This window comes from Niveispirillum sp. CC-CTL257 (assembly GCF_059489915.1).
The window spans coordinates 885,998-900,129 of sequence record NZ_JCAJXE010000001.1 but is presented as its reverse complement, the minus strand read 5'-3'; the positions used below and the strand labels follow the sequence as shown (position 1 = coordinate 900,129).

The 14,132-nt window shown below is 62.9% G+C and carries 11 protein-coding genes; 3 read left to right on the top strand and 8 right to left on the bottom strand.

The genetic code is table 11. From position 1 onward, the window contains the following. The first annotated feature begins 17 nt into the window (after nt 1-17). Entirely contained in the window at nt 18-1,235 is a 1,218-nt protein-coding gene (gene hmpA / locus ABC729_RS04355; protein ID WP_495606423.1) for an NO-inducible flavohemoprotein, read from the top strand. A 216-nt stretch (nt 1,236-1,451) separates the two neighbouring features. Beyond that, on the top strand, nt 1,452-3,881 hold the full coding sequence (locus tag ABC729_RS04350; protein WP_495606422.1) for a TonB-dependent receptor: 2,430 nt from the start codon (nt 1,452-1,454) through the stop codon (nt 3,879-3,881). Between the two features lie 252 nt (nt 3,882-4,133). Here the strand turns inward: ABC729_RS04350 and ABC729_RS04345 are convergent, their stop codons facing one another. From ABC729_RS04345 to ABC729_RS04315, 7 genes are all read right to left on the bottom strand, one after another. Continuing rightward, nucleotides 4,134-4,394 carry a hypothetical protein gene (locus ABC729_RS04345; protein WP_495606421.1) on the bottom strand — a complete coding sequence of 87 codons (261 nt, stop codon included), beginning with the start codon at nt 4,392-4,394 and terminating at the stop codon, nt 4,134-4,136. Nucleotides 4,395-4,421: 27 nt separating this feature from the next. Beyond that, a complete protein-coding gene (locus ABC729_RS04340) occupies nt 4,422-4,796 on the bottom strand; it encodes a PRC-barrel domain-containing protein (RefSeq protein WP_495606420.1) in 375 nt (124 codons plus the stop codon). 153 nt (nt 4,797-4,949) lie between these two features. Then, nucleotides 4,950-5,783 (bottom strand): ABC transporter permease subunit, encoded by an 834-nt coding sequence (locus tag ABC729_RS04335; RefSeq protein ID WP_054167252.1) that lies wholly within the window; start codon nt 5,781-5,783, stop codon nt 4,950-4,952. Next, on the bottom strand, nt 5,783-6,727 hold the full coding sequence (locus ABC729_RS04330) for an ABC transporter permease subunit (protein ID WP_495606419.1): 945 nt from the start codon (nt 6,725-6,727) through the stop codon (nt 5,783-5,785). Before ABC729_RS04330 ends, ABC729_RS04335 begins: the two co-directional genes overlap by 1 nt. A gap of 24 nt (nt 6,728-6,751) precedes the next feature. Then, nucleotides 6,752-7,906, bottom strand: coding sequence for an ABC transporter ATP-binding protein (locus ABC729_RS04325; RefSeq protein ID WP_495606418.1), 1,155 nt, complete (start codon nt 7,904-7,906; stop codon nt 6,752-6,754). A 122-nt stretch (nt 7,907-8,028) separates the two neighbouring features. Then, nucleotides 8,029-8,274, bottom strand: a complete 246-nt coding sequence (locus tag ABC729_RS04320) for a GNAT family N-acetyltransferase (RefSeq protein WP_495606417.1) — start codon at nt 8,272-8,274, stop codon at nt 8,029-8,031. A gap of 2 nt (nt 8,275-8,276) precedes the next feature. Beyond that, nucleotides 8,277-8,690, bottom strand: a complete 414-nt coding sequence (locus tag ABC729_RS04315) for a rhodanese-like domain-containing protein (RefSeq protein WP_495606416.1) — start codon at nt 8,688-8,690, stop codon at nt 8,277-8,279. Nucleotides 8,691-8,780: 90 nt separating this feature from the next. Between ABC729_RS04315 and ftrA the strand changes: the two genes are divergently transcribed. Beyond that, nucleotides 8,781-9,770 (top strand): transcriptional regulator FtrA, encoded by a 990-nt coding sequence (gene ftrA, locus ABC729_RS04310; protein WP_495606415.1) that lies wholly within the window; start codon nt 8,781-8,783, stop codon nt 9,768-9,770. Nucleotides 9,771-9,840: 70 nt separating this feature from the next. Here ftrA and ABC729_RS04305 read toward each other — a convergent pair whose 3' ends face one another. After that, nucleotides 9,841-14,010: a glycoside hydrolase family 113 gene (locus ABC729_RS04305; RefSeq protein WP_495606414.1), complete on the bottom strand. Its 4,170-nt coding sequence runs from the start codon at nt 14,008-14,010 to the stop codon at nt 9,841-9,843. Between the last annotated feature and the right edge of the window lie 122 nt (nt 14,011-14,132).

The window sequence follows — 14,132 nt, the reverse complement described above, 5'->3', positions numbered from 1 at the left end:
CCCAAAGCGAGAATCCGATGCTTTCCGCCCAGACCATTGCCATCGTAAAATCCACCGCGCCCGTCATGCACCAGCATGGGGAGACGATCACCCGGCACATGTATGCCAAGCTGCTGCGTGATCCGGCCATCCGGGCCATCTTCGACCCCACGCATCAGCGCAATGGCACCCAGGCCAAGGCATTGGCCGGAGCCGTGGCCGCCTATGCCGATAATATCGACAATCTGGCGGCCCTGGGCCCTGCGGTGGAGCGCATCGCGGAACGCCATGTCAGCCTGCATGTGCAGCCCTATCATTATGACATTGTCGGCACCAACCTGCTGGGCTCGGTCGCCGAAGTGCTGGGTGCCGCCGCCACGCCTGCCATCATCCATGCCTGGACCGAGGCCTGGATGGCGCTGCGCGACATTTTCGTGGGCGTGGAACAGGCCAAATACCGTGACAGCGCCGGTGCGCCCGGCGGCTGGTATGGCTGGCGCCGGTTCAAGGTGGCGGATGCCGTCACCGAAAGCCGGGTGATCCGCAGCCTGTATCTGGAGCCGGAGGATGACGGCCCCATCCTGTCCTTCCGCCCCGGTCAATATCTGACCCTGCGCCTGAATGTGCCGGGCCATGGGTCGCTGCTGCGTCACTACAGCCTGTCCGGCGCACCGAATGGCCGGTCATACCGCATCTCGGTCAAGCATGAGACGGCACCCGAGGCGGGCCTGCCCGATGGCCTGGGGTCCAGCTTCCTGCATCGCCACCTGTCGGTTGGCGATGTGGTAGAGGTCGCCCCCCCGGCGGGCAGCTTCTCAGCACCGGAAGGAACCAAGCCCCTGTTCCTGCTGGCGGGCGGGGTCGGCATCACGCCCATGTTGTCCATCGCGGAGACGGAGCTGGCCGGCGGATCGACGCGGTCACTGCACCTGATCCATGCCGTGCGCGACCGTGCCCATCATGCGTTTGGCCCGCGCCTGCGCGATCTGGCCCACACCCACGCCAACCTGTCGGTCAGCATCTTTTATGAGCAAGTGGCAGATGGCGACCAGATCGGTATCGACCACGATGCCACCGGCCGCGTCGATCCCGCCGCTGTCGCCGCCCTGCCCCAGGCCCGCGATGCCGACTTCATGGTCTGTGGTCCCAAAGGGTTCATGGCCAGCGTGATCAAGGGTTTGCGGGGCGCTGGGGTGCCCGTAGACCGGATTCGCTATGAGTTCTTTGGGTCGCATGAAGAAGAACTGCTTGACTGAGGCGAATTCGTCGCAAAAGCACGCGTGCTGAAAAGCACGAAAGCGCAGTTTTCCTTTGCCCACGGCGTCAGCAGATGCCGTGGGCCTTTTTTATTCACGCGCCTGCATTTGAGGCATATTGCCGACGTTAACAGGTTATGACAGCGTCAGGATACGGTAAGTGCGCAACACCAAAGCTGCGCCCCGATAAGAAGAACGCGTGGGAGGAGTTACAGAATGTTCAGCCATACCACCGGACGCAGTGCGCCCGGTCGCCACCCGCTTGCCTTGTCCGTCCTGCTGTGCGGTGCCGCCGCCATCGCCATGCCCGCCATGGCGCAGCAGGCCCCCGCCCCGTCTTCCGGCCCGATGCTGGAGGAAATCATCGTCTCCGCCCGGAAGCGTGACGAAACCCTGAAGGACGTCCCCTTCTCCATCAACGCCATGAGCGCGGATTCGATGAAGGATGCCGGCGCCACCAATATTGAGGATGTGTCGCGCAGCGTTGTGGGCCTGTCGATCCAGAATCTGGGTCCGGGGCAGAGCCAGGTGGCCATCCGCGGCATCTCCGCGGGCCAGATCGTGCGCGACCAGCCGGGCGTGAAAGAACAGGTTGGCGTCTATCTGGACGAATCGGTGATCTCGCTGTCGCTGTTCACGCCGGATCTGGACCTGTATGACCTGGGCCGCGTCGAAGTGTTGCGTGGGCCGCAGGGCACGCTGTATGGCTCGGGCTCGCTGTCGGGCACTATCCGCTACATCACCAACAAGCCGGCCCAGGGCACACAGGAAGGCACCACGGAACTGTCGGTCGAACAGATCGATGGGGGCGGCACCGGCTACAGCGCCAAGGCCATGATCAATGTGCCGGTCAGCGACACGCTGGCCCTGCGCGCCGTCGGCTATGGCACCCGCTATGCCGGCTTCATCGATGCGGTCCAGCCCAATCGCAGCGTGAAGAAGGACGTTAATGACGGCTTCCGCACGGGCCTGCGCCTGTCGCTGGGCTGGCAGCCGACCGAGAATGTCACCATCACCCCGCGCGTCGTCTATCAGGAGATCGAGGCCGATGGCTTCAACCGTGAAGACGACTTCAACATCCTGGCCAATGAGTTGGTGACCACCGGCAACCGCCTGTTCCAGTTCGACAAACGCCAGCAGTTCACGCAGCTGGAGGAGCAGTTCAAAGACAAGTTCATGCTGGCCGACCTGACGGTCGAGGCCGACCTGGGCGCTGTCACGGCCACTTCCGTCACGTCCATTACCGACCGCGACCTGCTGGTCTATCGCGACGCCTCGCAGCTGACGGGTTCGATCACGGGCCAGCCGGGCGTGCTGTCGCCGACCGGCCTGTCGCGTCAGGTCTATACCCTGGACACGCCGCTGTCGGATGAGACCAAGGTGAAGGTGTTCACGCAGGAAGCCCGCCTCGCCTCTAACGGCGATGGTCCGTTCCAGTGGGTGGCCGGCGCTTTCTATTCCAAGATCGACCGCAAATATGCCCAGACCCTGAATGTGGACGGGTTCGAGGCGATCACCGGCATCGACAGCAACGGACCGAACGCGCAGAACGGCCTGGACGAGTTGTATTGGTCCCGTATCCCGTATGATTTCAAGCAGGTCGCCCTGTTCGGTGAAGGTTCCTATGACCTGACCGAACAGCTGTCGGCCACGCTGGGCCTGCGCTATTTCGACTTCAAGGAAAAGCGCACCCTGAATTTCGACGGCATCTTCGCCGACCGCGCCCAGGGTGTGAAGGGCGAGACCAGCAGCGACGGCTTCTCCCCGCGCGCCATCCTGTCCTATGACGCCACGGAAGACGTGACGGTCAATGCGCAGGTGTCGAAGGGCTTCCGTCTGGGCGGCATCAACGATCCGCTCAACCTGCCGCTCTGTTCCGCTACCGACCGCACCACCTTTGGCGGGCGCAACAATTTCGGGAATGAAGGCGTCTGGAACTATGAAATGGGCGCGAAGGTGAGCTTTGGCGGTGGCCGCGGCTCGCTGAACATTGCCGGCTACTACACCGACATTTCCAACCTCCAGGTTACGCTGGATGCCGGCACCTGCTCCTCGCGCATCGTCTTCAACGCCGATGCCCGCACGCGGGGTACAGAGGCGGAATTCAGCTATCAGCTGACCGACGCGTTCAACCTGTCGCTGTCCGGTTCGTTCAACGACAGCGAATTCACCGAAACCGTGACGTCGCAGGGGGCCGCCGGTGCCGCCAGCGTCGTGGGCGGCATCAAGAAGGGCAACCGCCTGCCCACCGTCCCGCGCTATCAGTTCAGCGCGCAGACCAAGTGGGAAGACGATATCGGCAACGATCTGATGGGCTTCGCCATCGCGACGTTCCAGCATATCGGTTCGCGCTTCACCCAGGCGGTGGACCAGGATTCCGCAGCCGTCGGCACCTTCACCCGCATTCCGATCGGCAGCCAGCCGGGCACATCCTACAGCTTCGATCCGAAGCTGCCTTCCTATAGCAGCGTCAATCTGCGTTTCGGCGTGAAGAAAGACGACTGGGAGATGGCCGGCTACGTCAACAACCTGTTTGACGAGAATGCCAAGCTGTCGCTGGACCGCGAACGCGGCTTCCGCGCCCGCGTGGCCTATCAGGTCGCCAAGCCCCGCACCTTCGGCGCGCAGGTCAGCACGAAGTTTTAAATGATGTTCCGGTAACCGGAACATCATTTAGGCTTGCATTGTCCTCATGCGCCGGCGCGGCATCCGCCGCTTGGCTTCACGCGGCACGTGCCGCGCGGCGGCGGTCGCCGCCGGAGCAGCTTTCCGGGAAAGGAAAGCCGCTCTGCCAAAGCCAAATGACAAAGAAAACCCCCGGCGGAAGCAATTCCGCCGGGGGTTGGTCATTGGGGGACCCAGTTGAACGGGGGGCAAAAAGGGAGGATCGAGACGGGGTCAGTGACGCCGTTCCTGATCCGCCTCCAGATGGCGCCGGTTTTTCTCGGCCTGCGCCTTCTGTTCATCAGTCGGCGTGGGCAGGATGCCCTGATCCTGTCCGGTGCCATCGGTGCGCGGGGGCGGCTTGGCCGTCACGCGCTGTTCCGATGCGACCGGGTCGCTGGCCGGAAAGCTATTATCCAGATCGCGGTCCAGCTCCCGTTCGGTGGGCTGGCGCGGCTGTTTGGGCGTGGTTGGATATTGGGTCTGGCTGGGCATGTCTTTTCCTCCCGATGGGGATGGTGATTACATCCAATAGGGCGGGACGTTGTAATAGGTGGAAACCGGTTCCCGCCAGGTGCGGTCATCGGCCCCCAGTTCCTGTTCCGAATAGGAGGGGGCGCTTTCCAGCCGCGCCCGGTCCAGCGGCACCACATAGCCGCCCATATCCGGATCATATTTCAGAACTGACCAGGGCAGCGGGTGGTAACGCTCGCCAATGCCGAGGAAACCGCCGAACGCCATGATGGCATAGGCGACATTGCCCGTGCGCTTGTTCAGCATCACGTCCTCGACATGGCCGATCTTGTCGCCATTGACGCCATAGACGTCGGTGCCGTTCACCTTGCCGGCGCTGATGCAGGTATTGGTCTCGCTGCGTGCGACATCACTGATGGCCATGATGGGGATCCTTCCTGTCGTGGTTGGCAGAGTGGAAACACCAGAGGCATCGAAAAGGTTCCGTTCAGGTCACAGGTTTGACGCGCCGTTGACAAAAGAAAACCCCGGTGCGGCGGGCACCGGGGTTTGTACAGCGGATAGCCTGGAGGGCGATCAGCCGCCCTGTTGCGCCATCTGCTCATCCCGCTGCCGGGCCTTTTCCTGGCGCGCGTTGTAGATGCCGGCACAGATGATGCCGATAGCCACGATGGTCACCACGATGGTGGCCAGCGCGTTCACCTTGGGCGACAGGCCCAAGCGGACGGACGAGAACACGATCTGCGGCAGCGTCGTGGAACCGGGACCGGACACAAAACTGGTGATCACCAGATCATCCAGCGACAGCGTAAAGGCCAGCAGCCAACCGGACACGATGGCCGGCGCGATCAGCGGTAGGGTGATCACGAAGAACACCTTGGCGGGTCGCGCCCCCAGATCCATCGCCGCCTCTTCCAGGCTGGCATCCATGGAGACCAGCCGTGATTGCACCACCACGGTCACGAAGGACATGGTGAAGGTGATATGGGCCAGGATGATGGTCAGCATCCCACGCCCTTCGGGCCAGCCCAGCACCTGTTCCATGCTGACAAACAGCAGCAGCAGCGACAGGCCCATGATCACTTCCGGCATGACCAGCGGCGCCGACACCATGCCAGAGAACAGGGCACGGCCCTTGAACGCCCCAAACCGCGCCAGCATCATACCCGCCAGCGTGCCCAGCACGACGGCGAAGCTGGCCGAGATGAAGGCCACGCGCACCGACAGCCAGGCCGCCGACAGCAGCTGATCATCGCGCATCAGTTCCCCGTACCAGCGGAACGAGAATTCCGACCAGACGGAGACAGAGCGGTTGTCGTTGAACGACAGCACGATCAGCAGAATGATCGGGATATAGAGGAACAGCAGGCCGGTGATCAGGCCAAAGCGCAGGAACCAGGATTTCGGCATTACGGGTGCCCCCCCTGCTTACCCTGCACGTTCTGGAAGATCATGATCGGCACGACCAGGAACAGCAGCAAGGCGACGGCCACGGCGGACGCCAGCGGCCAGTCACGGTTATTGAAAAATTCCGTCCACAAGGTACGCCCGATCATCAGCGTGTCAGGCCCGCCCAGCAGTTCCGGGATCACAAATTCACCCGTGGCCGGAATGAAGACCAGCAAGGCCCCCGCAATCATGCCGGGGATCGACAGCGGCAGGGTGATGGACAGGAACGCCTTCCAGGGCGGGCATCCAAGATCGGCTGCCGCCTCCAGCAGGGTGTTGTCCAGCTTCTCCAGCGTCGAATAGAGCGGCAGGATCATGAAGGGCAGATAGGAATAGGTAATACCGATATAGGTGGCGACGGGCGTGTAAAGGATCTGCAACGGCTGATCGATGATGCCCAGCCACATCAGCACATTGTTCAGCACGCCATTGTTGGACAGGATGCCGATCCAGGCATAGACGCGGATCAGGAACGAGGTCCAGAAGGGCAGGATTACCAGCATCAGCAGCGGGGCGCGCCATTTCGGATCGGCCTTGGCGATGGCATAGGCGACCGGATAGCCCAGCAACAGACAACAAATGGTGGAGATGAAGGCGATCTTCAGGCTGTTCAGATAGGCGACGATGTAGAGATCGTCGGTCACCATATAATGGAAATTATAGAAGGTGACGGTGATCTGGTACTTCAGCTCCTCCACATTCTCGATCAGCGAGGTGAAGGGCGGGATCGCCATCTGGCTTTCGGCCAGCGCGATCTTCAGCACAATCAGGAAGGGCACCAGAAAGAACAGCAGCAGCCAAGCATAGGGCACGGACACCACCAGTGCCCGGCCCGACAGGCCCACCCGCTGCAACAGGCCCAGAAAGCCCGTATGGCGCATTTCGCTTTGAACCGTTTCGGCCATCGGTCAGCCCCCCTTCCCGTCCGGTCAGTTGGTCAGGACGCTGCCGGCGAACGGCCGCCAGGACAGGTACACCCGGTCTTCCCAGGTAATGGGCATTTCGGTGCGGCGCGTCACCATGGGGGCGGTCACCCGCACCCGCTTGCCGGTATCCAGAAGGATTTCATAGATAGAGACATCGCCCAGATAGGCGATTTCCTTCACGACACCCGTCGCCTGATTGCGGCCATCGCTGCCCGCCGGCGCATCCTTGGAGATCGTCACCTTCTCCGGCCGTACCGCGACCCAGCATTCGGTGCCGGGTGCCAGATGGCCGGGATGGGAGACGTACAGGTCGCAATTCGCCTCGTCCGAGCGGATCAGGGAATGGTCGGGTTCAGACTCCACGATACGGCCATGGAACATGTTGACCGACCCGATGAATTCCGCCGTCATCCGGCTGTTGGGATATTCATAAATCTCGGTCGGCGTGCCGATCTGCGCAATATAGCCACGGTTCATCACGGCAATGCGCGACGACATGGTCATCGCCTCTTCCTGGTCATGGGTCACGACCACGAAGGTGATGCCCACCTTCTCCTGGATGTTCACCAGTTCGAACTGCGTCTGCTCCCGCAGCTTCTTGTCCAGGGCACCCAGCGGTTCATCCAGCAGCAGCAGCTTGGGCCGCTTCACCAGGGCACGGGCCAGGGCCACGCGCTGCCGCTGCCCGCCCGAAAGCTGATGCGGCTTGCGCTTGCCGAACTGCCCCAGTTGCACAAGGTTCAGCGCGTCGGCCACCCGCTCCTTGATCTCCGCCGCCGGCACCTTGTCCTGATGCAGGCCGAAGGCGATGTTGGCCTCCACGCTCATATGCGGGAACAGGGCGTAGGATTGAAACATCATGTTCACGGGCCGCTCATAGGGCGGCACGTTGGACATATCGACGCCATCGATGAAGATCTTGCCCTCGGTCGGACGCTCAAACCCCGCCAGCATGCGCAGCAAGGTGGTCTTGCCAGAGCCGGAGCCGCCCAGCAGGGAGAAGAATTCTCCGCGATAGATCGACAGGGAAACATCGTCGACGGCGGTGAAATCGCCGAACTTCTTCGTCACCTTCTCGATACGGACATAGGGCTTCTCATTCGGGTCCCGCCAAGGTTCCAGCTTGGTCTGGGTCCGCGAGGGCTGCGCATTGGCCATGTCCGTATATGTCCCTGTCCGGTTGGCGATATCGGTAGGTGGCGTGGCTTTTCACGCACCGCACAATTCTACACGCGACGATAGCCAGACGGATAGGGGGAGCGTGTGCAAACCGGCACTTTTCACGCAAGCCCGCCGGCCAAGGCCATTAATGCCGCCTGATCCATACGCCAGGACTGCCATCCGGCCTCCGGTTGGCCCCCCAGGGACCTGTAGAATCGCATGGCGGCCTGATTGTCGGGCAGCACCAGCCAGTGAAGGCGCGGGGCACCGATGGTGCAGGCATAGGATGCCACCGCCTGCATCAGGGACAGAAGGGCCGGGATGTCGGCGGCTTGAAAATCACGCACCGTGACGGCGGACACCATGATCAGGCCGCCGCCTCTGCGCTGGCACCTTCATAGCTGAACCCCTCATCGGCCCAGCCCGTCATGCCGCCGATCATCAGCTTCACCGGTCGCCCCAACCCGGCCAGCCGCAGCGCACCCTTGTCGGCACCATTACAGTGCGGGCCGGCGCAATAGACGACGAACAGCGTATCTGCGGGATATTCCGCCAGCCGCTTTTCCGTCAGATCCAGGACGGGAATGTTGATGGCACCCGGCACATGCGATGCGGCAAAGGCCTTGCGCCCGCGCACATCAACCAGGACGAATCCGGGTGTGCCAGAGGCAAAGGCGGCATGGACATCGGCGCAATCGGTTTCCAGCGACAGCCGCTTCTGGAAATGGGCGACAGCGTCTTCTGACGGGGCGGCGGGAATGCGGGTCACTTCGTTCGACATCGGATCAACCTGTCCTGGGTTTCGATGGGCGCAGGATGGCGTCAATCCCCCCTTCGCAAAACACTCGCGCTGCCATAAAATGTCGAAATCATGCCAAAGCAAAAGCCCCCCGTCGATCCACCCAACCGCACCGTCGCCATCCTGGCCTATGACGGGCTTTGCACTTTCGAGTTCGGGATCGCGGTGGAGGTGTTCGCCCTGCCCCGGCCCGAACTGGGGCCTGACTGGTACCGTTCCATGGTGGTGGCCGCCGAACCCGGCCCGCTATCGGCCATGGGCGGCATCCGTGTGTCGGTCGATGGCGACCTGTCACTGCTGAACGGGGCCGGAACCATCATCGTGCCGGGATGGCGGTCGGCGGGCGCGCCGGTGCCGGAAGATTTATGTCTGGCCCTGCGCACCGCCCATGAGCGGGGGGCGCGGCTGGTGTCCATCTGCTCCGGTGCCTTCGTACTGGCGGCGGCGGGGCTGCTGTCAGGACGGGATGCCACCACCCATTGGCGGTATGAGGCGATCCTGGCCGAACGCCATCCCGACATCCGCTACCGCCCCGGCCTTCTTTATATCGATCATGGCGATGTGTTGACCTCCGCTGGCAGTGCGGCGGGTCTGGACCTGTGCCTGCATATCGTGCGCAAGGATTTCGGGGCCGCCATCGCCAATCAGGTGGCGCAACGTCTGGTCCTGTCGTCCCACCGCGACGGCGCGCAGAAACAGGTGCTGGACCGACCCGTGCCGACGGAACATGAGGGTCGGCGGCTTTCCCCCCTGCTGGACCGGTTGCGTCAGGAGTTGGACCGCGACCACGCCCTGCGCGATCTGGCCGACAGCGTAGGCATGAGCCTGCGCACCTTCATCCGCCGCTTCCAGGACCTGACGGGTCTGTCACCCGGCGAATGGCTGCTGCGCGAACGGGTGGCGCGGGCCGAACAGTTGCTTACAGAAACAGACGCCAGCGTAGAGGATGTGGCGACGGCCTGCGGGTTTCCCACCGCCGCCGCCCTTCGCTACCATTTCCGCAACCGGATCGGGGTGGCCCCGGCGCGGTATCGGAAAGCCGCCGCACCATCCGTCGCCTGAATGAAAAAACCCCGCCGGCACGAACCGGCGGGGCTTTTCATGCAAAGGCGCAGGGATGGACCGTTTCCGCCTATACGAAGGCGAAATTGGCTGCACTCAGCGCGACGGGTTCGACACCGACCAGACGGATGGAATTGCCTCCACCCAGGTCGATGATGCAATCCGCGCCTTGTGCAGACAGAGCCGCCAGAACCTGATCAAAGCTGGTGATGCCCGAAATTCCTGACAGGACAATAACATCGCCGCCGCCTGCCGTGAAATCCAGGATCCGGTCGGCGCCACTGCCGCCGGTGAACAGGAAATGATCAGCCCCGGCACCACCGGACAGGACATCATCCCCCGCCCCACCCATCAGCGTGTCATCACCCAGCCCGCCGACCAGCGTATCCTTGTCCGTCACGCTGGTCGGAAACAGTGACTGCCGGTCATGCGTGTCGAAAATCAACCGACCGCCGACCAGAAGGTCGAACCGCCCCTCCCATTGCGCGCCCCAGCTGGTCAAAAGCGTGGCATCCGTCGCATTCTGGGCAAAGCCATTGATGGCAAGTGACTTGATGAACAGGTTGCGGTCCTCGGTGCCCACGGCACCGTCATTGGCAAACTCGATCTCCAGTGAATTGACCGTCACCGCCATATCGATGGTGAAGGTCAGGGTCTGGGTCTGCCCGGCACCGTTCACGGCGGTGACGAATTGGGCGGGTCCCACCCGTTCGCCATTGACCCGCAGATAGACCTGGGGGCCGATACCGCCGGCAAGATCGCCCGCCGCCACCATGCTGATCGTATGGTGGGTGGGTTGAACCAGCGACGCCGGGCCGCCTGTCAGCAGGTCATTGCCGGCCCCGCCCCACAGGCTGTCATCGCCGATGCCGCCGGACAGCGTGTCATGATGGTAACCACCATCCAACCGGTCGGCGGCGGCATCGCCGAACAGCAGCAAGCCTTGCCCTTGCTGGGCGTGGTTATAGCCATTGGTGATCACCTGTTCCGCCGGTTTGCCCTGCGGCGTGTAGTCGGTGGCGCTCACACCCTGCGCGGTCAGTTGATCCACGGGGATGGCGTGCCAGGACCAGATGAAGGAACCGTCCAGCCATTGGCCGCCGAACTTCGTCATCACCTGGAACAGGGCGGTGTAGGCATCGGCCTGTTCAGCCAGATCGACGATGCCGCCACCGCCGAACACGCCGGGATCCTTGTTGGTGCCATCCAGGCTGCGGAAACCGACCTCGGTGAAAACCACCTTCTTGCCATACTGTTCCGACAGGTCCTTATAGGCCTCCATGGCGGTACGGTTGCCATACAGGATCTTGACCCAGTCATGGGTGCTGTTGATGTCGGTCCAGGCGGCGACCATCTGTTCGACCGTCGGGTTGTCGCCATGGGTCAGGGGGATATAGGCATCGACGCCGATGACATCGACCAGATCCCAGAAGCTGACCTTCAGCACATCCATATAGGTCGCGGCATAGGTCAGGGGACCGTCATAGACGGCACGCACAGCCTGCACCAGATCGGCCCAGTAATTGTAATAGGCCGGGCCCGTCAGGCTGTCCAACTCGGTGCCGATGCACAGCATCTCTGCCCCGGTTTCCTGCGCCAGTGCTGCCCATTGCAGCATGTTCTGCTTGTAACTGGCGAACCAGGCGGCGGGGTCGCTGGGCCTGAATTCGGCACGCCAGTCGCCGGACTGTGTGTCAACATGCGGCTTAAGCATCACCTTCAGCCCGTCCTCATGCGCCTGATCGATGGCATGACGGGTGCTGTCCAGGGTTTCACTGCGCCCCGTCACCGGCCCCATGCTGGTAGACGTCAGGTTCTGGGCATAGAAGGTGGGGATGATGGCGACGCTGTTCGCACCCGTCGCCACCACTTCTGTCAGGGCCGCGTCGGAGCCGGCACCGGCATAGCGGTTCTGCACATAGGAGGGGAAGCTGATCCCCTCCCAGCTGAAGATCTGCGTGCCGGACGCCACGGGGCCGCCGCCTGTGCCGCCACCATTATTGCCGCCGCCATTGTCCCCGCCGCCGGGGGGCGGATTGGCAAAGGTGAACCAACTGGCCTGCGGTTCGCTGACACCCGTCAGTTCGATGCTGCCACCATTGGGCAGGGCGATGCTGCGGCCTGTCGCCGTCGCACTGATCTGCAACTGCGCCAGACCGGTGATGCCCAGTTCGGTCAGGTCGATACGGTCGCCCTGGGCCGCGTTGAAATCGGTGATCCGGTCATGGCCGTTATTCAGACCGAAGCGGAAGACATCGCCGCCAGTGCCGCCTGACAGAACATCATCGCCCACACCGCCATCGACCGTGTCGGCCCCGTCCGACGCCGTGATCGTGTCGTTACCGGCCAGACCGTGCAGCACATTGGAACCGACATTGCCAGTGATGACATTGTCCTGATTGTTGCCCCGGCCCTGCAACGGCGCACTGCCTGCGAGGGTGAGGTTCTCGACCTCGGCGGCCAGGACATGGTCGACATAGGCCACAACCTCGTCCACCCCCTGCCCGGCACTCTCCACCACCTGATCACCGGCGTTGCGGACAATGAAAGTGTCGTTGCCGGCACCGCCGACCAGCGTGTCGGCCACACCGGCCACATTCTGGCCGCCATCAATGGTATCCGCACCCGCACCGCCATCCAGACGGTTGGCCCCGGCATTACCGGTCAGGATGTTGGCCACACCATTGCCGGTGCCATTGATATTGCTTGTCCCTGTCAGGGTCAGGTTTTCAAGCCCATCGGCAAGCGTGTAGGAAAACCCAGCCTTCACCAGATCATTGCCGGCGCTGTCGGCAATGCTGTCGGCGGCGCTGTCCAGGATATAGGTATCGTCACCATCACCACCGGACAGAAGATCGGCACCAGCCCCGCCATCCAGGATATCGTTGCCGGCACCGCCCAACAGGCTGTCATTGCCATCGCCGCCCGACAACACGTCGTCACCGGCACCGCCAGCCAATGTATCGGCACCCGCCTCCCCGGAAAGGCGGTCGGCACCATCGCCGCCCGTGATGCTGTCGGCACCGGACCCACCGGTCAGGGTATCGTCACCACCGGCACCGATGATGCTGTCCGGCCCGGCACCGCCGGTCAGGCTGTCGGCACCCTCCGTGCCGTTCAGTGCGACGCCCGGTGCCGGTGCGAACATGTCGGCACGTTCCGACACGTCGTAACGCAGGCGCGCATTGTACCAAAGGTCCCAGGAGCCGGACAGGTTCTCTCCCCAGGGGGTCAAAATCCGGCCATCGGCAGCGGTTACCGCCGCACCATTCACGGTCAGCGACTGGATATAGAGATTGCGGTCGCCCCCCACCCCGTCATTGCTGAATTCAATCTCCAGCGAGGTGATCTCTGCGGGGGTGGTGAAGGTGAACAGCAAGTCCTGCGGTGCCGCCCCGCTCCACCGCGCGGCGGTGACATACTGGGCGGGTCCCACCCGTTCCCCGTTCACGCGCAGATAGACCTCTGCGCCGATATTATTGGCAAGGTCGGCCCAGGCCTGAACCCGAACGACGCTTTCCGCACCGGGCCGGACTGGCCCGTCGAACAGGAACCAGCCGGTCGCCGGCGTGGCCGTACCGTCAATATGGATCGTGCCACCGCCCGGCAGGCTGACCAACGTGCCGGTGGCGTCGCGCGACAGGGTCAGCCGGTCAAAACCGCTGACCCCGGTTCCGCGCAGATCAACGCGGTCGCCTGCCGTGGCGTTGAAATCGGTGATGACATCGGCACCGCCACCGGGACGGAACAGATCCGCCCCCTGCCCACCCGTGAAACGGTCAGCCCCGGCGCTGCCGGTCAGTGTGTCATTGCCGGCTGTGCCGGTCACCGCATTCTGCGACCGGCCACCGAAAATGTCTGTGCGACCGGAAAGATCGTAGCCCAACTTGGCGCTGAACCAGAGGTCCCAGCTACCCGCCTGCACACCCCAGGGTGCCATGACGGAGGATTGCGCGGCTGTCAGGGCCACACCATTGATGGACAGGCCGTGGACATGCAGACTGGTATCGCCATTCACGCCGTCAACAAACTCCAGCTCCACCTTGGATACCGTGTCGGGCGTATCGAAGGTAAAGGTCAGTTCCTGCGTCGTACCACCCCAGCGCCATGCCGACACTGTCTGTGGCGTCCCGACCCGCACCCCATTGACCAGGAGATACACCACGGCGCCGGCTGACCCGCTGGTCCCCTGCGATGCCGTCAGCCGAAGAACGCTTTGTCCCGATTCCAAGGTCGCCATTTTCTGCTCACCACAAATGGTCACGCACAATGCTGGTACAGGCGCGCAGACCTTCTATCATCATAGAATAAAATCTGATCGCGCCTGCCGCATCTGGCCAATGCCGGGCATTACTGTCAATA